We start from the raw sequence: 19,843 nt of genomic DNA on the forward strand, positions 1-19,843 counted from the left end.
TACCGCTTTTTCTGTGACGGTGATCACTGTACCATCGCCGCCCGACCTGCCACCCGGCCGCAGCTCCCCCTGCGACGGCGCTGGCGTCACCCGATACTCGCCGTCACCCGGAACGTGAATGACCCCAGGATGGGACCCGCCACTAACCTGTAGGTTTGTGGTCTGCGTGTCGCGGGGTCGGCACCTCTCCCGCCCGCTCCCTGCGATACCTGTCTGCAGACTTGCCGTATGAAACTTCTCTCTTCATAGGTGCAAGATGACGCTGTTATTGAGTCTGGTCGGTATGCTGGCCCTGATGTTTATCGCCTGGCTGGCCAGTGAAAACCGGCGTGCCATCCGCTGGCGGACCGTGCTGGGGGCGCTCGCCCTGCAAACCGGCTTTGCCGCCCTGGTGCTCTATTTCCCCCCCGGTCAAATCATGCTCGGCGCCATGAGCAACGGCGTCTCCGCCCTGCTCGGCTTTGCCGACAGCGGCATCCGCTTCGTGTTTGGCGATCTGGCCAGCAACGGCTTCATCTTCGCCGTGCGGGTGCTGCCGCTGGTGATCTTCATCAGCGCACTGATCGCCGTGCTCTATCACTTCGGCATCATGCAGTGGGTGATCCGGGTGCTGGGGGGCGGCATTCACCGCCTGCTCGGCACCAGCCGCGCCGAGTCCTTGGTGGCCACCGGCAACATCTTCCTCTCGCAAGGGGAATCGCCGCTGCTGATCCGCCCCTTCCTCGCCGGCATGACCCGCTCCGAACTCTTTGCGGTGATGACCTGCGGCATGGCCTCGGTGGCAGGCTCGGTGCTCGGTGGCTACGCCGGACTCGGTGTGGATCTGAAATACCTGATCGCAGCCTCCTTTATGGCGGCGCCGGGTGGCCTCTTGATGGCGAAACTCTTGGTGCCGGAGCAGCAGCAGGTGCGCGAGCAGGCCGAGATCACCCTCGACAAGAGTGACTACAGCAACGCCATCGACGCCCTGGCGGGCGGCGCCATGAGCGGCATGAAGATCGCCGTGGCCATCGGCACTATCCTGCTCGCCTTTGTCAGCGTCATCACCATGATCAACGCCGGTCTCACCATGGTGGGTGAGTGGTTCGGCTGGGCCGATCTCTCCCTGCAGCTGCTGCTGGGTTACCTGTTTGCCCCGGTGGCCTGGCTCATCGGCGTACCGGCCAGCGAGATGATGGCGGCAGGATCCTTGATCGGCCAGAAGGTGATCATGAACGAGTTCGTTGCCTACCTGGACTTCGCCAACATCAAGCAGGATCTCAGCGCCCACACCCAGATCATCATCACCTTCGCGCTGTGCGGTTTTGCCAATCTGGGCTCCATTGCGGTGCAGCTTGGCTCCATCGGCACCATGGCGTCGGAGCGCCGCCACGACGTGGCGAGCCTCGGCTTCAAGGCGGTGCTGGCGGCGACCCTGGCCAACCTGATGAGCGCCACCCTGGCGGGGCTGTTCGCTTCCCTCGGCTAAGCGACCCTTGCCCCATGCACACCCCGTCTCGCCACTGGCGCGGCGGGGTGTCGTCCATCTGGCGCCAATCACTGACGCCTCGGTGCGGCCTGGACTCGACAGGGGCGGGCACAGGCGGTAGCGTGATGGCGCGCGGCCAGCCCGCGCCCGTTCAGGCATTCATATAACAAGGAATCACACCATGACCCGTCTCTCGCGCGCATTGGCGCTCTCCCTGCTGCTGGTCGGCGCCGCGCCGGCGTTTGCCGCCGCCACCTATACCTCGGATCTGCTGCTGTCGGCAGACTTCAAGGCCCCCTGGGCCAAGGCGACTCAGGGCATCAAGAACCTGCCCAAGTGGGTGCGCAGCGGCAACGGCACCAGCTCCCCGCTCGAAGCCGTGGTCGGTACCCCGTATCAGAGCGGCTCGGTCTGCAAGCCCCACGACTGCGCCAGCCACTACATGCAACTGCTGGTGGATGCCAAGGCCAAGCGGGTGTGGGGCGTGCTGATCGATCTGCCGGATAGCGACGCCGCCCGCGAAACCCCGTCCAAGTTTGCCCGCTACACCTGGCTTGGCCAGCCGGACAAGGGGATGCAGGCCGCCCTGATGAAGCAGGTTGAGGCCGACCCCAACTGGCAGTAAGCATTAAAAAGAAAAAACCTCTGCCTAGGCAGAGGTTTTTTTATGGCGAAGAGGTGATGGGGCAGGGCGCTAGCGGCTCAGGATCCGCACCGAGCGGATGCGATTGTTGAAGTCGGTCGCCTCCTGCTCGCCGCCCTTGCGGGTGTAGTAGCCACCGCGAAAGTCGGTCTCCTCGAAGAAACGCACCACCCAGCCAGCCGGCACGGTGAAGGAGGAGATGCGGTTGGCAAAGCCGTAGCGGCCTAGATCCGCAATATCCCGGTCGATACGCAGGGAGTCGCCGCTCTGATGGGCGCCGTCAAACACCAACAGGGTGCTGGCGTCGTCCCCTTCGTCCAATCGGGTTGTCAGGCAGCTCGCCTTGGCCGCCTCGCAAAACAGGCTGTTGTTGCCTTGGCCCTGCTGGCAGCGGCGGCTCACCTTCTGGCGCGCCAGCCATTCGCTGCGCCCCGCATCGGCATAGACGCTGTTGAAGGGGGTCAGGGTACAGATGTGGATACGCCCGCCACCCTGGCTCTGGCCGTTCACCACGATCTGGGGATTGATAAGGATATCGGCGCGGACCGCTGTGCTCAGGGTCAACAGCGCCAGCAGGACAAACAGCTTGTTCATGGATGAGATCTTGCCAGTTCAAGGGGCGGCAAGAATTGCCGAGGCGCAGCCCCGATGCAAGAGGGGGCGGCGCCCGCTGCGACACTCCTTGCCCGCCATCGACGCAAAGATGAAAGGCCCAAAGCAGAACACCGGCGCAAGGCCGGTGTTCTGAACAGCATGGCGGCGGGCCCAGCGGGGCGCGCGGTCAGGGCCGTTTAGGCGTAGAAGGCCTCGACGGTGCCCTTGACGGTGATCAGCATGGGGTTGCCGTAGCGATCCTTGGCCTTGGGGGAGGGGATCTTCACCCAACCTTCGCTGATGCAGTACTCCTCGACATTGGTGCGCTCCTTGCCGTTCACGCGAATGCCGATCTCGTGCTGGAAGCACTCCGCCACGTGGTGCGGGCTGCGCGGGTTGGCCGCCAGGCGGTCGGGCAGGGCCGGTTTGTTGTCGCTCATTTTATTTACCTGAGAGTGATAAAAAGTGGGTCATTGTAGGCAATGCCCGCCATGGGCTCAAGGCTGGTGGTACGCAACTTCACCTTCACTTCACCGAGCGGGGATAAGGTAGGCTCACGTTTTCAGTTGGAGCTTCACCCTATGCCCACCATAGTCACCCACGCCTCCGTACCTCTCTGTCTTGGGCTCGGGTTTGGCAGCCGGATTATCCCGCCGCGCCTGCTGCTGGCAGGGGTTGCCATCGCCATGTTGTCCGATGCCGATGTGCTTGCCTTTAAACTGGGGGTCGCCTACGGCCATGTCTTTGGCCACCGCGGCTTTACCCACTCCCTGCTGTTTGCCTTTGCCCTGCCCACGCTGGCCATGCTGTTTCACCGCCAGTTAAGGGCCAGCGCCGCCACCGTCTGGTCGTTTCTGCTGGTGTCGCTACTCTCCCACAGCCTGCTCGATTCCCTCACCACCGGTGGCAAAGGGGTTGGCTGGCTCTGGCCGTGGCGTGACGAGCGCTTCTTCGCTCTTTGGCAGGTGATCCGGGTCACTCCCTTCAAGCTTGAGGCCTATCTCACTGCCCGAGGTGAGGCGGTGATCCTCTCCGAGCTCTACTGGGTCTGGCTGCCGGGGGTTGTGCTGATACTGGTATTGATGGGATGGCGGGTGCGTAGCAGGGGGCGGTAGTGGCTGGGTTGGAAAGGATTGTTGGATATATCGAGCCTTATCAATAATCGGACATAAATAAAAATTTGGACACCCATCTCTAATGTTCTGGCGATGCAACGTTTTGCTAAAAAATAGATTTTCTAATTTTTAGGTACATGCGATCGGTCTAATTAGCTCGTTTACTTACTGTATTTGTGAGACATAAAACAACCTCATTCTTTGTAACTAATTCGTCGTAGTTTACAACACCATTTATGCGGTACGTATATTCTCTTGGCATAGGAGAACGGTCTAAATACCAATCCAGATATGGCCCTACTTCAATCGGTTGATATGTACAATAATCCCCCTTAACACGCTCATGTGCGTCTTGAATGAGCTGATAGCTAGGGTCTGTTCTTCGTATATAATCTATGACTTCATTGCTGTAGAACATAAAAACTGGAATGGATAATAATAAAGTCGTAGTTAATGTGATTAGCGCTATCAGCGATGGGTATTTGCTATAGAAGCCAATTCTTTTCATTCTACGGGTCAATAACTCACCATTTATAATGATATCTGGTTCAAAGTTTTTTACTAGCTTAGATGGCGAAGGGAATAAGCTTAAATAAATAGATTCCTTGGGGTCTATCTTTTTAATGACTACCTCGTTGAGGGCTTCATTGAATTCATAGTTGTCATAATTTTTAGCTTCATTACTTTCTACAATTGGTTTAAATCTTAACTGTGACTTTAACTTAATGCGAACTTCAGTGAGCACTTTGTTGGATATGTTTTCTAATCCAACATATGAAGTTAATAATCGGTAGTCACCATTATTGAAATACTTTTCTGAAACCTCTCTAGGTATAGGGTGGATCATTGGTTCAATATAGGAGAAGTGCACAGGGCTTTGGACTTTTTCCTTTAATGAAAGCAATTCAAGAATTGATGTTATAGGGTTCATTGAGGGTCCTTTATATGCGGTTAGAGTTTTAGAATAAGGGAAATAAAAAGTATCTCCACGTACTGGATATTAATTGTGGACACTGCCTACAACGATTTTACATTAAATATCTTTAGGCTCATCGTAGCAATTTTTGAATGTGTTGCTTCTAGTGTCACCTTATTAATTATATTAATTATATTAATTATATTAATTATATTAATTATATTAATTATATTAATTATATTAATTATGTTTTAGTTTGAGTGTTAATTTATGCAAACTCCTTGGTAACCTAAAATGAAGTTGCTAATCATGATGGACTGAAATATTTGCTTTGCAATAAAAACTGGGACTTTCATATTTTTCTTGCTATATAACATCTTGCTCCAGAGAATGTATGTCCTAATTGTCGGTTGTTACGTTCTCATCGAAAGGAAAGCATGAAGTTATTTCATGATAAAATTAATTGTAAATTAATGCTGTATGGGATATTTTCAATTAAAACTTAATAAGTTGTGTGGTTGGTGAAATGAGTGGGCATGGTGTAAAACAATACTGTTTAATAGAGTGTTAGATCTAATCTTCCCAGTGATGGTTTCATAAGTGACCTGAGGGTGAAAATAGTGTCAGTGAAAATATGAATAGCGTAAAAATACTAAACGGTTACTATCTTGTTTTCATCAATTTTTCTTTCATTCATTATTATTTATAATAATTAAATGAAACAATACGCTTACTTGTGGGGCGTTTAGTGTTTCCACACCGATTTTTAGAGTTTTATTAACTATGAGGATTAGGCCATCTTGTTGCTTCAACTTCGAAGTTTTCAGGATTGAATGCTAGATATTCATTCCGTTCGAATGGGAGAAGTATTCTGCCACCAAAAGCAACTTGATTTGAATCTTTAGTCGGCCAGTACACATTTAATGCAAGCACATTCATATGTGAGTAGATTTTGAAAATTTGAGGTGAGCCACCTATATATGGTCTTTGATGGTCATGTATGAATTCTCTTAAAATCTCAAAGGGCTCCATATGCATGCCTGGGGAAGTGATTCTATTTCGTTCTTTTAATAATGCATAAGTTTTATTCATGGCAATATTTGCATCATCACCAATATATGCAAAATATTTATTTCCTCCGCCTTTTTTCTCATGCTTTGATGCACTGCGAAATACAAATTTATTATTTTCACTTTCGAAATAAACGGTCCAAATTCTAAAGTCAGATACTTTCCAAGAGTAACCCGCCAGTATGAATTGAACATCTGCTGGCTCGGGAAGAATTTGACCTACTGGTAATTTTGAAATAGTGCTCCACATTTCATTGAAAATTTTCAGAACATAACCACGTAAAATTGTAAGGTCTAAACCTCTGCTTTTCAGCTTTGGATGCATTTGCACGGCTCTCTGAAGTTGTAACATGAGAGGGTAAGCGTTATCGGTGTTGCCAGCAAAAGCAATTACGGAATCATTTCTGCCTAAATCTAATATTTTGGGGGCGATATCCCATTGTCTACCACCATTAAGCCTCGAATCGCTCGCGACATACAATTCTCTAGTTGTGTTATTATGTCTAACCCAAGCTGCAACTAAAGTCAAAATTAACTCCCTTTAATGCTTAATAGTAATTGTTTGATGGTTGGATTAATCCTGCAATAGAGTATTCTAAGAAACTCTATACAATTCTGGCTGCCGCTGTTAAAATCTAATCAATAAATAATATACTTATTATCCCACCTATGGATCGGAATATCTTCTCTTGATTTTTCCTTCTAACACTACTGATACAACTGTACAAATGACAATCAAAGAGTCGGTGCTGGCAAGGCTACCGCCCCTGAGTTTCAGTTCCCAGTTCGCTGCTGTTAACCTGCGAGATAGCAACAATCGCTGTCATGGCGTTCTTCCGAGAGGTTGATTGTCATTCGGGTATCTTAAGGGGGATGGTGATAGTTGAGAAGGGGGCTTTGGCGGGAATCTGTGTTGGATCAATAAATTAGTCATCAGTGACATTTGAGGTGAGAGATTTGCTTGGCTGGAAATGCACAATTCCCCTTCACCCCAGCCCTCTCCCGGAGGGAGAGGGGGCAAACAGCCGGGGGCTGCAAGCGGGTGTAAGCGAGATAAAAAGAAAGGGAGCCGGTCAGGCTCCCTTTTACGTGGTCATGAAAACTGGCAATCGGGGGAAAATCCACAGACAGTTGAACCCAGCACGACCTTAGCGGTTGGTCGCCGCCTTCATCCCTTCCACAAACTCTTTCAGACGGGTCAGCATGTGTTCCGGGTTCTGGTGGTGGGTCTCGATGATCTTCACCACGGCGGAGCCGGAGATGGCACCGGCGGCGCCGGCGGCAATGGCTTCACGCACCTGAGCCGGTTCGCTGATACCAAAGCCGAGCAGGGCGGGGGGGGCATTGAACTCGCGCAGGGTATTGATGAGGCCCTCCACCGGCATGCCGGCCTTGGTCTCGGCACCGGTCACACCGGCGCGGCTCACCAGATAGGTGTAACCATTGCCGAGCTCCGCCACCTGTTTCAGGGTTTCGGCATCGCCATTGGGCGGGGCGATAAAGATGCTGTCGATACCGAACTTGTCGGCGGCCGCCTTGTAGGGGGCGCACATCTGCACCGGCACGTCGGCCACCAGCACCGAATCCACGCCGGCCTGCTGGCACTTCTCGTAAAAGCCGTCAATTTTGCGCACATAGACCAGGTTGGCGTAGACCAAGAGGCCAATGGGCAGCTGCGGGTACTTGGCGCGGATGCGGCCAAGCAGCTCGAAGCAGTCGTCCGGGGTGGTGTGGCTCTCAAAGGCGCGCAGGGCGGCGCCCTGAATGGTGGGGCCGTCCGCCACCGGATCCGAGAAGGGAATGCCGAGCTCGAGGGCATCGGCGCCCCCTGCGACCAGCGCATCGACGATGGCCAGCGACAATTCGGGGGTGGGGTCACCCAGCATCACGAACGGCACAAAGGCGCCCTGATTGGCTTCGTCCAGACGGGAGAAGAGTTGTGCGTAACGGTTCATGACAAGGTTCCTTCTTTCTCAAAAATGTCAGCCACGGTGAAGATATCTTTGTCGCCACGGCCGGAGAGGTTGACGATGAGCACCTGCTCTTTTTCCGGTTCACTGCGGGCCATCTTGAGGGCGTGGGCCAGCGCGTGGGAGGACTCCAGCGCTGGTATGATGCCTTCGGATTTGGCCAGCTCCTGGAAGGCGTCCAGCGCCTCCTTGTCGGTCACCGAGGGGTACTCGGCGCGGCCGATGGCGGCCAGATGGGCGTGCTGTGGGCCGACGGAGGGGAAGTCCAGCCCCGCCGAGACGGAGTAGGACTCCTGAATTTGGCCCTGATTGTCCTGCATCAGGTAGGAGTGCATGCCAAAGAAGACCCCCTTGCTGCCGTGACCGAGCGGCGCGCCGTGCTCGCCACTCTCGATGCCGTGACCACCCGGCTCGACGCCGATGAGGCGCACCGACGGCTCATCGATAAAGTCGGCAAACATGCCGATGGCGTTCGACCCGCCGCCGACGCAGGCGATCACCGCATCGGGCAGCCGCTCCTCCTTCTCGAAGCACTGGGCCTTGGCCTCTTCGCCGATCATCTTCTGGAACTCCCGCACGATAGTGGGGAAGGGGTGTGGGCCGGCGGCGGTACCGAGCAGGTAGTGGGCCGACTCGTAGTTGGCAGCCCAGTCGCGCAGCGCCTCGTTGCAGGCATCTTTCAGGGTGCTGGAGCCGGAGTGCACCGGAATGACGGTGGCGCCCATCAGCTTCATGCGAAAGACGTTGGGCTTCTGGCGTTCGCAATCCTTGGCCCCCATATAGACCCGGCACTTGAGGCCGAGCAGAGCGCAGGCCAGCGCAGTGGCGACGCCATGCTGACCCGCACCGGTCTCGGCGATGATCTCGCTCTTGCCCATCCGCTTGGCCAGCAGCGCCTGACCCAGCACCTGGTTGGTCTTGTGGGCGCCGCCGTGCAGCAGATCTTCACGCTTCAGATAGAGGCGGGTCTTGGTGCCTTTGGTCAGATTGCGGGTCAGGGTGAGCGGAGTCGGGCGACCGGCATACTCGGTCAGCAGGGACTGAAATTCGGCGATAAAGGCCGGATCATCCTTGGCATCGACAAAGGCTTTCTCCAGCTGGAGCAGGGCCGGGATAAGGATCTGGGGCACGTACATGCCGCCAAATTCACCGAAAAACGGGTTGAGCAGGGTCATGGCTTCTTCCTTGTATTAGCTAAATCGAAACATCAAAAAGGGTTGCGTTACAGGTTGCGCAGTGCGGCAAACGCCGCCGCCAGCTTGTGCGCATCCTTCTGGCCCGGGGCACTCTCGACCCCGGAGTTGAAATCAAGGCCGAGGCAGCCCACTTGTGCCGCCTGCAGGGCGTTGTCGGGATTAAGGCCGCCCGCCAGCATCAGCTTGGCTTTATCGAGATGGGCCAGCAGGGCCCAGTCGAACGCCTGACCGGTGCCACCGCTCTGGCTGCCTACTTTGGTATCCAGCAGCAGGCGATCCGCCGGGTAATCGAGGGCGGGCAGCGGTTCGCCGCTTTCTTTACCAAGAGAGACGCCTACTGCCTTCCAGATCTGGCAGCCAGCCGGCAGCAGCGCGCGCAGTCCCTCGATATAGGCGGCATCTTCATCCCCGTGCAGTTGCACGGCCGCGAGGCCAAGCGCTTCCACCGTCTTGGCGATGGTGGCGGGCTGGGCGTTGCGAAATACCCCCACATAGGCGAGCGGCGCGCCCGCCATCACGGCGCGGGCGGCGGGGATGTCCACATAGCGCGGGCTTTTGGCCACAAAGATAAGACCCCCAAATACCGCGCCTGCCTGATGGGCGGCGGCGGCATCCTCGGCGCGGGTGAGGCCACACACCTTGTTCTGGCCCAGAGTGAGCTTGCGCACCGCTGCCTCCAGATCCGGCTCCGCCATCAGGGACGAGCCCACCAGAAAGCCCTTGGCGTGGTGGCGCAGATCCGCCACCTGAGCGCGGTGGTTGATGCCGGATTCGCTGATCACTACCCGATCGCTTGGAATGTCTTTGGCCAGCTGTTTGGTGCGGGCGAGATCGACGCTCAAATCCCGCAGGTCCCGGTTGTTGATGCCAATCACCGGCGCCCCCAGCGCGATGGCGCGGGTCAGCTCCTCCTCGTTGCTTACCTCGGTCAGCACGCCAAGGCCCAGCTCTTTGGCCACCGCGAACAGGGCGCGATAGCCCTCGTCGGTGAGCACCGAGAGCATCAGCAGGATGGCGTCCGCCTGATAGTGGCGAGCCAGATAGACCTGATAGGGGTCAATCATGAAATCCTTGCAGAGCACCGGCTGGCTGACGCGGCTGCGCACCCGCGGCAAAAAGGCAAAATCCCCCTGAAAGAACTTCTCGTCGGTCAGCACCGAGATGGCGGTGGCGTATTTGCCATAGATGTCGGCGATGGCCTCCGGGCTGAAATCATTGCGGATCAAGCCCTTGGAGGGGGAGGCCTTCTTGCACTCCAGAATAAAGCGGGTGGAGCCCGCCTTGAGCGCCCCGACGAAATCCCGATCGCTTGGGGTCAGCGCGCTCTGGAAGCTCGCCAGTGGCTGGGTCAGCTTGCGGGCGGCGACCCACTCCTGCTTGGCCGCCACGATTTTGCCGAGAATGGTCTGGCTGATGGAGGCCATGTTCAGAAAAGCATGGGGGGCAATAAGGTCTGACATCTCGTTATCCTTGCGAAGCTGGTTATTGCCGGTTGGGCGTTCTGAATGACTGCTGTGCAGAGTCGTGGCTGACATCATGCCTCCTGATGGCTCAAGGTGGCCAGCCGAGCGGCGAGCTCCGCCGTCTTGCCGCTTGCCAGCACCGTCAGCACCTCGGCCGCCGCGCTCTTGAGATCCTTCGCCTTGCCCGCCATCAGCAGCAGTGGCGCCACGTTGGCGGCGATGGCGGCGTTGTGGGCCGGGGTGCCACGCCCTTCCAGAATGGCGGCGGTGATGGCGCGGTTCTCTTCAGGCTCGCCGCCCTGAATGGCGCTGACCGGGTAGGTCTCCAGGCCAAAGTCAGCCGGGGTTAACAGAAACTCGCGGATCTCGCCGTCACGGATCTGGGCTACCTGGGTCGGGCCGTGGATGGCAATCTCGTCAAGGCCTGCACCGTGCACCACCATACCGGTTTTCAGCCCCAGTGCCAGCAGGGTTTCGGCGATGGGGCGCACCAGCTCGGGGGCATAGACCCCCATCAGTTGATAGGTGGGGCGAGCGGGGTTGATAAGCGGCCCCAGCACGTTGAACAGGGTGCGGGTCTTGAGGGCCTGACGCACCGGCATGGCGTGGCGCACCCCGGCGTGGTACTGGGGGGCGAACAGGAAGCAGATGCCGAGCTCATCGAGGCAGCGGCGCGCCTGCGCCGGGCTCATGTCGAGCTTGATGCCCATCTTGTCGAGCAGATCGCTCGAACCCGATTTGCTCGAGACCGAGCGGTTGCCGTGCTTGGCTACTTTCAGGCCGCAGGCGGCGGCGACCAGCGCCGAAGTGGTGGAGACGTTGATGGTGTTGAGGCCATCGCCACCGGTGCCGACGATGTCGCAGAACTCGTAATCCGGACGCGGGAAGTCGCGCGCTTCTGCCAAGAGGGCCTCGGCGGCGCCGGCGATCTCCTCCGGGGTCTCCCCCTTGATCTTGAGAGCGGTCAATAAACTGGCGAGAACGATGGGGTCCACTTCGCCACGTACCACCTGACCGAAGGCGTCGCGGGTACTTTCACGGCTCAGAGACTGACCCTGATAGAGGGTGTTGAGATGATGATGCATGTTGGTCTCCTTACCGCACACTGCTTTCTGGACGGGTGATATGGGCGAGCGCCTGGGTCAGCAGACGGGCCCCTTCCGAGGTCATGATGGATTCGGGATGGAACTGGAAGCCCAGCACCCGCTCATCCTGCTGCTCGATGGCCATGGGCATGCCCTGATAGTGGGCAATCACCGTCAGCTCTTCCGGTACATAGGTGGCGACCAGCGAGTGGTAGCGGGCCACCGGCAGCGGGCTTGGCAGACCGGCGAAGGCGCCGTGGCCGTTGTGCTCAATCAGCGAGCGCTTGCCGTGGACGATCTCGCCCGCCGCGCCGACGGTGCCACCGTAGGCTTCGCACAGGGCCTGATGGCCGAGGCAGATGCCGAGGATGGGCACCTGACCGCGGGCCAGCTTGATCAGATCAATCAGGCAACCCGCTTCGTGGGGGGCGCCCGGGCCCGGCGAGAGCACCAGCACGGCGTCCCCTTCGCAGGCGGCGATTTCGCTCATGATGCGGCTGGCCGGCAGGCTGTTGCGGTAGATCCGCACCGGATAGCCGAGGGAGCGAAACTGGTCGACGAGGTTGTAGGTAAAGGAGTCGAAGTTGTCGAGCAGGAAGATGTTAGTCATGGCTCACGTCCTTATGTTGCTCCTGCTGGGCGCTCAGGGCTTGCAGGGAGGTGCCATGGCTGGCTGCGATGGCGGCCAGCACGGCCGCCGCCTTGGCGCGAGTCTCGTCCGCCTCGGCCTGGGGTTTGGAGTCATAGACCACGCCGGCACCGGCCTGCACATGGGCCACGCCATCTTTAACGAAAGCGGAGCGAATGACGATACAGGTATCCATCTCGCCGGCGCCGTTGATGTAGCCGACCGCGCCGCCGTAGCTGCCGCGGCGCTTGCCTTCCACCATGCGAATCAGCTCGCTGGCGCGGATCTTGGGGGCGCCGGTGAGGGTGCCCATGTTCATGCAGGCCTGATAGGCGTGCAGGGCGTCAAGGTCGGCGCGCAAGGTGCCGACCACCTTGGAGACCAGGTGCATCACGTGGCTGTAGCGATCCACTTTCAGCAGCTCCTTGACGTAGCGGGTGCCTGGCTCCGAGATGCGGGCGATGTCGTTGCGGCCCAGATCCACCAGCATCAGGTGCTCGGCCACCTCTTTCTCGTCCTGACGCAGTTCCAGCTCGATGCGGCCATCGAGATCCCGGTTGATGCTGCCATCGGGGTTGAAGCCGCGGCGGCGGGTACCGGCGATGGGGTACATCTCCACGTCGCGGCTGGTGGCGCAGAATTTCACCGCGCTCTCCGGCGAGGCGCCAAACAGGGTGAAGCCCTCGTCCTGCACGTAGAACATGTAGGGGCTGGGGTTGGTCTGCTTGAGGCGGCGATAGGCGGCGACGGGGCTGGGGCAGGGCAGGGAGAAGCAGCGTGACGGCACCACCTGGAAGATGTCGCCGCGGCGAATGAAGCCCTTGAGCCTCTCCACCTCGGCGCAAAACTGCTTGTCGCTCTTGTCCACGCTCATGCCGCCGGCGAGGGCCGGGGTGGCCGGGGCCTGCGCAGGGGCTTGCTGGCAGGCGTGCTTGAACTGGGCGAGGCGCTCGCTCAGGCGGTGGTATCTGTCTTCCACCCGGCTCTCGTCGCTGTCACCGCCAAAGATGCAGGCGAGCAGCGCAGTGGAGCGCGCGATGTGGTCGATGGTGATCAGGGTCTCGGCCACGTAGAAGCAGTAGTCGGGGCAGTCGTTGCTTCCTTCCGGCACCTCTGGCAGATCTTCAAAGGAGGCAATGAGGTCGTAGGCGAAGCTGCCGGCCATAAACAGGGCTTCTTTGCCGAGCTGGCAATCAAGCTCCCGCTGCAGGGTGCGCAGCACGTCCAGCACGCTGATCCCCTTGAGGCGGCTGTCTTCGTCCTGCTCCCGATCGGAGGCCGGGAAGTCGAGCTGCAACTCGCCGGCCACCAGGCTCTGGGCAACGGCGGCGGGCAGGCGCTCGGCCAGCAGGCTCTGCAGCTGGGCGCCGTTATCGTTGAGGCTGCGCACCCGCACGGTGCGGCCACGGCACTCGATGCGCAGGCAGGCGTCCACCAGCAGCAGGCTCTGTTTGCCCGCCTTGGAGTCGATCTCCACCGATTCCAGCAGCAGGTTGTTGGGGCGCCCCTGGCAGAGCTCGCTGTAGAGTGCCAGCGGATCGGCCACATAGGGGGCGTTGAGGGTGAGGGTATCGAATTCACCCAGAGGAAGGCGATGGCTGGCTGTCATAGTGCGTTCCCTTGCGTGTGATGCTGTTTACCGATGTTCATGACGTTGAATTCCTTGAAAATTTAATGGGTCTGGGGTGGCTGGTTCAGGGGCGCCATCGCCAGGTCAGCTTGCTTGTCTGAATTCTCGGTTTCATCACAGGTCCATTTGCCGGATAATAAAAAAGCCCGCTGGGGTCAGCGGGCTTTTTCTTTGGGTTCTTTATTTGCTGTCAGATTTACAGGTACAGCAACGACCACACGCCCGCATGTCAGGGAGTGTGCCACCACCAGATGGTCAGGATGGAAGTCGTTTGCATGATAAAGTCCTGTAAAAAGATGTTTGCAATGAAGTGCCTACAGAAAACGATAAAGCCGCGGCCAAGTCAAGTCGCTTTTTAGCCTTCTTTCACCGAATGTGTACCCATGGTGACCTGACCACGAGAGCGGAATAATCTGATGAGATTCGATCTACACTGCCATACCACGGCCTCGGATGGCGTGCTGAGCCCCGCCGAACTGGTGCGCCGAGCCGCCGCACAAGGGGTCGAGGTGTTAGCGGTCACTGACCACGACACCCTTGCCGGGCTTGATGAGGTGCGCCGCACCATCGACGCCGAGCAACTGCCGCTGCGGCTGGTGAGCGGGGTCGAGATCTCCACCGGCTGGGAGCACCACGAAATTCATATCGTGGCGCTGGGGGTGGATGAAAAAAATCCGCAGCTGGTGGCGTTTCTGGCCGGCCAGCTGGCCCGTCGGGAGGCGCGCGCCCAGGAAATAGGGCGTCGTCTGGAGAAGTGCCAGCTCCCCGGCACCTATGAAGAGGCCAAGCAGTTGGCCGGCGACGCCGCCGTGACCCGGGCCCACTTTGCCCGGGTGCTGATGGCGCGCGGGGTGGCCGATACCATGCAGAAGGTCTTCAAAAAGTACCTGAGCCGGGGCAACAAGGGCTATGCTCCGGCCGAGTGGCCCGAGATGGGCGAGGCGATCAGCGCCATTCACGCCGCTGGCGGTCTGGCGGTGTTGGCCCACCCGAGCCGTTACGACCTCACCGCCAAGTGGATCAAGCGGCTGCTGGTGGCCTTCAAGGCGGCCGGTGGTGATGCCATGGAGGTCTCGCTGCCCCAGCAGAGTCCGCAGGAGCGGGCGAATCTCGGCCAGTGGGCCAAGGAGCACGACCTCTACATCTCGGTAGGATCGGATTTTCACTTCCCCTCCAACTGGACCGAGCTGGGGCGCCACCTCTGGTTGCCCAAGGAGGGGATGCCGCTCTGGCTGGCCCATCCCGGCCACTTCGGCCTGAGCGCCGAGCAGCACGCCGCCCTGCTGGCCAGCCGTTGAGGGGCGCCGGCGGGCGTCAAACAGATTAAGGTAGTGTCGTGGAGCCTGGCTCCACGGCCATCAAGCGGGCAGGCATTGCCGCCCCCATTGCGAGAACGAGTCATGAGTCAGCACTTTTACGTACATCCGGAAAACCCCCAGGCCCGTCTGATCAGCCAGGCGGTACAGATCATTCAGAACGGCGGCGTCATCGTCTATCCCACCGACTCGGGCTATGCGCTGGGTTGCCAGATGGGCGACAAGGGCGCGCTGGAGCGTATCTGCCGCATCCGCCGCATCGATCCCAACCACGACTTCACCCTGGTGTGCCGCGATCTCTCCGAGATCTCCACCTATGCCAAGGTGGACAACACGGCGTTTCGCCTGATCAAGAACAACACCCCCGGCCCCTACACCTTCATCTTCAAGGCCACCAAGGAGGTGCCGCGCCGCCTGATGAACGAGAAGAAGAAGACCATCGGCATCCGGGTACCGGACAACAAGATTGCCCAGGCGCTGCTGGAAGCGCTCGGCGAGCCGCTGCTCTCCACCACCCTGATCCTGCCGGAATCGGACATGGCGGAGTTCGACCCGGAGGAGATCTTCGACAAGCTGGGCAAGCAGCTGGATCTGGTGGTCAACGGTGGCTATCTGGGCGAGCAGCCCACTACCGTGGTGGACTTCTCCGACGACGAGCCTGTGCTGCGTCGGCGTGGTGCCGGGGACCCGACTCCGTTTGAGTGATACTGCCGATCCTGTACCGGTGACGACCACGCCCATGGCGGGCGAGAGAGTGGCGAGCGTGGCGGGGGAGGCAGCTCCCCCCCAGGCCGTCCCGTCTCCCATCGCCCGGGTACTGGGGCAGCCCTATCACGAGCTGCCCCAGGATTTGTTCATCCCGCCCGATGCGCTGGAGGTGTTTCTCGATACCTTCGAGGGGCCGCTCGATCTGTTGCTCTACCTCATCCGGCGCCAGCAGCTCGACATCCTCAACCTGCCGATCCTGCAGATCACCGCCCAGTACATGGAGTACGTGGAGCTGATGCAGGGCCTCAATCTGGAGCTGGCGGCCGAATACCTGCTGATGGCGGCCTGGCTGGCGGAGATAAAATCCCGTCTGCTGCTGCCCAAGGCGCCTGAGCTGGAAGATGAGGAGGAGGGGGAAGACCCCCGCGTTACCCTCATTCGCCGGCTGCAGGAGTACGAGCGCTACAAGGTGGGGGCGGAGCGGGTCAACGAGTTGCCGCGGCTGGAGCGGGAGATCTTCATCGCTACCGCCCTGCCGCCGGATTTTGGCGATCTCAAACCATTGACGCCCGATGTTTCGCTGGTTGAGCTCGCCCTTTACATGCAAAGTGTGGTAAAACGCGCGACTCATTTTGAACATCACCAGATCCGCCGTGAGCAGATCCCGACCCGGGTGCGCATGGCGGAGATCCTTGCCATGCTCTCGCTGGGCCAGACCCTGCGCCTGGATCGGGTGCTGCGCGCCGAAGAGGGGCGCATGGGGGTGTTGGTGACGTTTCTGGCGTTGCTGGAGCTGTGCAAGGAGCAGTTGATCTGGATCCTGCAGGCGGAACCGCTGGGGCCGATCCACTTTGCCCTGGCCGGCCAGCATGAGGAGAGCGAGCGTGGCGCTGCCCACTGAACGGTTGAAGAGGCCGATGTTACGAGGAGCGGACCATGGCGCTGCCGGCTGAACGACTCAAGACGCTGATCGAGGCGGCACTGTTCGTCGCCGGGCGCCCGCTCAATGTCAGCGAGCTCAAGAGCAGCGTACTGGCGGACTACCCGGTCACCAGCCGCTACGTCCAGCTGTTGCTGGCGGAGCTAAGGCAGGATTACAGCGAACGGGGGGTGGAGCTCAAGGAGGTGGCCTCCGGCTGGCGCTTTCAGGCCCGCCAGGAGTACGCCGAGGAGCTCTCCAGGCTCTGGAGTGAGCGGGCTCCCCGTTATTCGCGCGCCGTGATGGAGACGCTGACGCTGATCGCCTATCGTCAGCCCATCACCCGGGCCGAGATCGAAGCCATCCGCGGGGTGGCGGTCTCGAGCCAGATAGTGAATACCCTGAAAGAACGTGGCTGGGTGCGCAGCATCGGTCACAAGGAGGTGGTGGGCCGCCCGGAGCTGCTCGCCACCACCCGAGAATTTCTGGATTATTTTAATCTGCAGAGTCTGGAGCAGCTCCCCGAGCTTGATCCCGAACTGCAACCCTCGTTGTCCACGCTGACATTGGCAGCTGCGGGCAGCGATCAACAATCAGGTAACCCCGATGAGTGAAAAACTGCAAAAAGTGTTGGCCCGCGCGGGTCACGGCTCCCGTCGTGAGATGGAGGCCCTGATCACCGCAGGTCGGGTCAGTGTGGATGGCAAGGTCGCCACACTGGGGGATCGCGTCGAAGTGAACGCCGTGATCCGGGTGGATGGTCACCAGATCAAGACCCGTGCCGCAGAGGAAGTGATCTGCCGCGTGCTGGCTTACCACAAGCCGGAAGGGGAGATGTGTACCCGTCACGATCCGGAAGGTCGTCCCACCGTGTTTGATCGTCTGCCCAAGATGGAAGGGGCCCGCTGGATCGCGGTCGGCCGCCTCGACGTCAACACCTCAGGTCTGCTGCTGTTCACCACCGACGGCGAACTGGCCAACCGGCTGATGCACCCGAGCCACGAAGTGGAGCGGGAATACGCGGTGCGGGTCTTTGGCGAGATCACCGAAGCCATGCTGCAACGTCTGCGCAAGGGCGTGCAGCTGGAAGACGGCATGGCCAAGTTCAACAAGATCAAGCCGGCCGGTGGCGAGGGTCTGAACCAGTGGTTCAACGTCACCCTGACCGAAGGTCGCAACCGTGAAGTGCGCCGCCTGTGGGAATCCCAGGAAGTGCAGGTGAGCCGCCTGATGCGCATTCGCTACGGCGACGTGCAGCTGGATCGCGGCATCCCGCGTGGTGGCTGGCAGGAGCTGAAACTGCCCGAGGTGAACTACCTGCGTGGCCTGGTCAACCTGCCCAACGAGACCGAGTCCAAGGTCGATCTGCAGCAGGATGGCAAAACCAGTCGTCACAAGCAGGCCGCCCAGATCCGTCGCGCCGTCAAGCGCCACAAGGAGATGCAGGGCAAGGAGCCGCGCGCCCGTGCCACCACGGCCCGTCGCAAGCCGACCTCTTCCACCCGTAACTCGGGTACCGGCAGCAAGTAAGCGCTGCGTGGTCGCAAGGCCGCACTGCAACAGGCCCGCCTCTTCGGTGGGCCTTTTCGTTGGTGCCTTTTGAGTTCGTTATTGTTCGAGCGAGCGTAATGCTGAATTAATGGGACCGGGCAGGTGACTGGCAGGGGCGGGGGTGGTTGCTCGGCACGGGCGGGCTTGTTAGCCTTCCCGCACTGACACAGGAGATAATAATGAGCAAGGTACTTGATGAGCTGCTGGCGTTGCTGGCGCTCGAAAAAATCGAGGAGGGCCTGTTTCGGGGCCAGAGCCAGGATCTCGGTCTGCGGGCCGTGTTTGGCGGACAGGTAATGGGGCAGGCCTTGTCAGCCGCCAAGCAGACGGTGGCAAGCGATCGCCAGGTGCACAGCTTCCACTCCTACTTCCTGCGCCCCGGCGATGCCAACCGTCCCATCGTCTACGACGTGGAGAACATCCGCGACGGCCAGACCGTCTCCACCCGCCGGGTCAAGGCCATTCAGGGCGGCAAGCCCATCTTCTATCTCAACGCCTCCTTCCAGGTCGAGGCGGACGGCTTTGAACACCAGATCGCCATGCCAGCGGGGATCACGCCGCCCGAGCAGCTCAAGAGCGAGCTGGAGCTGGTACGCCCCTACGAGCAGCAGATCCCGCCGGCCCTGCGCGACAAGATCATGTGCGAGAAGCCCATCGAAATTCGCCCGGTGACCCTGGTCGACCCGATCCGCCCCGACGTGCACGAGCCGCTGCGCCACGTCTGGTTCAAGGCCAATGGCCAGATGCCGGATGATCAGCGGGTGCACAAGTACCTGCTGGCCTATGCCTCCGACTTCCACTTCCTGTTCACCGCCCTGCAGCCCCACGGCGTGTCGTACTGGGAGCCGGATATGCAGGTGGCCACCATCGATCACTCCATGTGGTTCCACCGGGACTTCCGGCTGGACGACTGGCTGCTCTACGTGGTGGACAGCCCGAGCGCCAGCGCCGGTCGCGGCCTGGTGCGCGGCCAGTTCTTCACCCGCGATGGCGTGCTGGTGGCGAGCACGGCGCAGGAAGGGGTGATCCGCCGCCGTGGCAGTAACCCATGAGCAGGCAACATGGCCGAAGAGGGACGCCATGATGGTGTCTGACCTGCGCAGTTTTGCGCAGGCCAGACTTTGGGGCTTTACCCCGACTACCCAAACGGCAGAGGAGAGACATCATGATCATACCCATCCTGCGCAGCTTCGATGAAGGCAAGTTGCGTGACTTTTACCTCGACTACCTGGGATTTATCATCGACTGGGAGCACAGGTTTGGCCCGGAGATGCCGCTCTACTTGCAGGTCTCTCGGGGGGACTGGGTCATCCACCTTTCCGAGCACCATGGGGATGCCTGCCCAGGAGCGGCTCTGCGGCTCTCGACCGACAAGCTTGATGCCCTGTTTGCGGAGTGGCAGGCCAAGGGGTATCCCAACGCCAGACCCGCCATCGAGACCATGCCATGGGGCTGCCGCGAGCTGCAGGTCCGGGATCCCTTCGGTAACCGGCTGGTGTTTACCGAGCCGCTGCCGCCGGAAGAAAATGCCTAATAAAAAAACGGGAGCCGATGGCTCCCGTTTTTTTATC

The 19,843-nt window shown here is 59.2% G+C and carries 20 protein-coding genes; 10 read left to right on the forward strand and 10 right to left on the reverse strand.

From position 1 onward, the window contains the following. Positions 1 to 256 precede the first annotated feature (256 nt). Positions 257 to 1,468 (forward strand): NupC/NupG family nucleoside CNT transporter, encoded by a 1,212-nt coding sequence (locus tag ACB032_RS02820; RefSeq protein ID WP_371137301.1) that lies wholly within the window; start codon positions 257 to 259, stop codon positions 1,466 to 1,468. A gap of 181 nt (positions 1,469 to 1,649) precedes the next feature. Further along, positions 1,650 to 2,093 carry an inhibitor of vertebrate lysozyme family protein gene (locus ACB032_RS02825; RefSeq protein ID WP_371137302.1) on the forward strand — a complete coding sequence of 148 codons (444 nt, stop codon included), beginning with the start codon at positions 1,650 to 1,652 and terminating at the stop codon, positions 2,091 to 2,093. Positions 2,094 to 2,162: 69 nt separating this feature from the next. Here ACB032_RS02825 and ACB032_RS02830 read toward each other — a convergent pair whose 3' ends face one another. Together ACB032_RS02830 and ACB032_RS02835 are read right to left on the reverse strand one after the other, a co-directional pair. After that, positions 2,163 to 2,705 carry a beta/gamma crystallin-related protein gene (locus ACB032_RS02830; RefSeq protein ID WP_043159739.1) on the reverse strand — a complete coding sequence of 181 codons (543 nt, stop codon included), beginning with the start codon at positions 2,703 to 2,705 and terminating at the stop codon, positions 2,163 to 2,165. A 197-nt stretch (positions 2,706 to 2,902) separates the two neighbouring features. Beyond that, positions 2,903 to 3,145 carry a DUF3297 family protein gene (locus tag ACB032_RS02835; RefSeq protein ID WP_005302916.1) on the reverse strand — a complete coding sequence of 81 codons (243 nt, stop codon included), beginning with the start codon at positions 3,143 to 3,145 and terminating at the stop codon, positions 2,903 to 2,905. 141 nt (positions 3,146 to 3,286) lie between these two features. Here ACB032_RS02835 and ACB032_RS02840 point away from each other — a divergent pair, with 141 nt between their 5' ends. Beyond that, on the forward strand, positions 3,287 to 3,820 hold the full coding sequence (locus tag ACB032_RS02840) for a metal-dependent hydrolase (RefSeq protein WP_371137303.1): 534 nt from the start codon (positions 3,287 to 3,289) through the stop codon (positions 3,818 to 3,820). Between the two features lie 148 nt (positions 3,821 to 3,968). Here the strand turns inward: ACB032_RS02840 and ACB032_RS02845 are convergent, their stop codons facing one another. The 8 genes from ACB032_RS02845 to ACB032_RS02880 form a co-directional block, all read right to left on the reverse strand. Then, a complete protein-coding gene (locus tag ACB032_RS02845; RefSeq protein WP_371137304.1) occupies positions 3,969 to 4,751 on the reverse strand; it encodes a hypothetical protein in 783 nt (260 codons plus the stop codon). A gap of 762 nt (positions 4,752 to 5,513) precedes the next feature. Beyond that, positions 5,514 to 6,335: a hypothetical protein gene (locus tag ACB032_RS02850; protein WP_371137305.1), complete on the reverse strand. Its 822-nt coding sequence runs from the start codon at positions 6,333 to 6,335 to the stop codon at positions 5,514 to 5,516. 619 nt (positions 6,336 to 6,954) lie between these two features. Further along, entirely contained in the window at positions 6,955 to 7,761 is an 807-nt protein-coding gene (trpA, locus tag ACB032_RS02855) for a tryptophan synthase subunit alpha (RefSeq protein ID WP_323949553.1), read from the reverse strand. Then, on the reverse strand, positions 7,758 to 8,951 hold the full coding sequence (trpB, locus tag ACB032_RS02860) for a tryptophan synthase subunit beta (RefSeq protein ID WP_005347359.1): 1,194 nt from the start codon (positions 8,949 to 8,951) through the stop codon (positions 7,758 to 7,760). Before trpB ends, trpA begins: the two co-directional genes overlap by 4 nt. A 47-nt stretch (positions 8,952 to 8,998) precedes the next feature. Then, on the reverse strand, positions 8,999 to 10,507 hold the full coding sequence (gene trpCF, locus ACB032_RS02865) for a bifunctional indole-3-glycerol-phosphate synthase TrpC/phosphoribosylanthranilate isomerase TrpF (protein WP_371137306.1): 1,509 nt from the start codon (positions 10,505 to 10,507) through the stop codon (positions 8,999 to 9,001). After that, a complete protein-coding gene (gene trpD, locus ACB032_RS02870) occupies positions 10,507 to 11,520 on the reverse strand; it encodes an anthranilate phosphoribosyltransferase (RefSeq protein ID WP_065476711.1) in 1,014 nt (337 codons plus the stop codon). The genes trpCF and trpD overlap by 1 nt, the downstream gene beginning before the upstream one ends. 10 nt (positions 11,521 to 11,530) lie before the next feature. Then, positions 11,531 to 12,130: an aminodeoxychorismate/anthranilate synthase component II gene (locus tag ACB032_RS02875; RefSeq protein ID WP_005359135.1), complete on the reverse strand. Its 600-nt coding sequence runs from the start codon at positions 12,128 to 12,130 to the stop codon at positions 11,531 to 11,533. Then, positions 12,123 to 13,757: an anthranilate synthase component 1 gene (locus ACB032_RS02880; RefSeq protein ID WP_371137307.1), complete on the reverse strand. Its 1,635-nt coding sequence runs from the start codon at positions 13,755 to 13,757 to the stop codon at positions 12,123 to 12,125. Before ACB032_RS02880 ends, ACB032_RS02875 begins: the two co-directional genes overlap by 8 nt. Before the next feature lie 437 nt (positions 13,758 to 14,194). Between ACB032_RS02880 and ACB032_RS02885 the strand changes: the two genes are divergently transcribed. The 7 genes from ACB032_RS02885 (at position 14,195) to ACB032_RS02915 (ending at position 19,806) form a co-directional block, all read left to right on the forward strand. Next, positions 14,195 to 15,076, forward strand: a complete 882-nt coding sequence (locus tag ACB032_RS02885; protein WP_044800394.1) for a PHP domain-containing protein — start codon at positions 14,195 to 14,197, stop codon at positions 15,074 to 15,076. A 102-nt stretch (positions 15,077 to 15,178) separates the two neighbouring features. Beyond that, positions 15,179 to 15,799, forward strand: a complete 621-nt coding sequence (locus ACB032_RS02890) for an L-threonylcarbamoyladenylate synthase (RefSeq protein ID WP_016351379.1) — start codon at positions 15,179 to 15,181, stop codon at positions 15,797 to 15,799. Between the two features lie 34 nt (positions 15,800 to 15,833). Further along, positions 15,834 to 16,703: a ScpA family protein gene (locus tag ACB032_RS02895; RefSeq protein WP_371137387.1), complete on the forward strand. Its 870-nt coding sequence runs from the start codon at positions 15,834 to 15,836 to the stop codon at positions 16,701 to 16,703. 35 nt (positions 16,704 to 16,738) lie between these two features. Beyond that, positions 16,739 to 17,335 (forward strand): SMC-Scp complex subunit ScpB, encoded by a 597-nt coding sequence (gene scpB, locus ACB032_RS02900; protein ID WP_011706719.1) that lies wholly within the window; start codon positions 16,739 to 16,741, stop codon positions 17,333 to 17,335. After that, positions 17,328 to 18,251 (forward strand): 23S rRNA pseudouridine(2605) synthase RluB, encoded by a 924-nt coding sequence (rluB, locus tag ACB032_RS02905; RefSeq protein ID WP_011706718.1) that lies wholly within the window; start codon positions 17,328 to 17,330, stop codon positions 18,249 to 18,251. The genes scpB and rluB overlap by 8 nt, the downstream gene beginning before the upstream one ends. Before the next feature lie 200 nt (positions 18,252 to 18,451). Beyond that, the gene (tesB, locus tag ACB032_RS02910) at positions 18,452 to 19,324 is read left to right on the forward strand and encodes an acyl-CoA thioesterase II (protein WP_011706717.1); all 873 of its coding nucleotides are present in this window, start codon (positions 18,452 to 18,454) and stop codon (positions 19,322 to 19,324) included. A 113-nt stretch (positions 19,325 to 19,437) separates the two neighbouring features. Further along, positions 19,438 to 19,806, forward strand: coding sequence for a glyoxalase superfamily protein (locus tag ACB032_RS02915; RefSeq protein ID WP_371137308.1), 369 nt, complete (start codon positions 19,438 to 19,440; stop codon positions 19,804 to 19,806). Positions 19,807 to 19,843 lie beyond the last annotated feature (37 nt).

It is taken from the genome of Aeromonas sp. S5(2024), assembly GCF_041403025.1.
In the GTDB taxonomy this organism is placed as follows: Bacteria; Pseudomonadota; Gammaproteobacteria; order Enterobacterales; family Aeromonadaceae; genus Aeromonas; species Aeromonas hydrophila.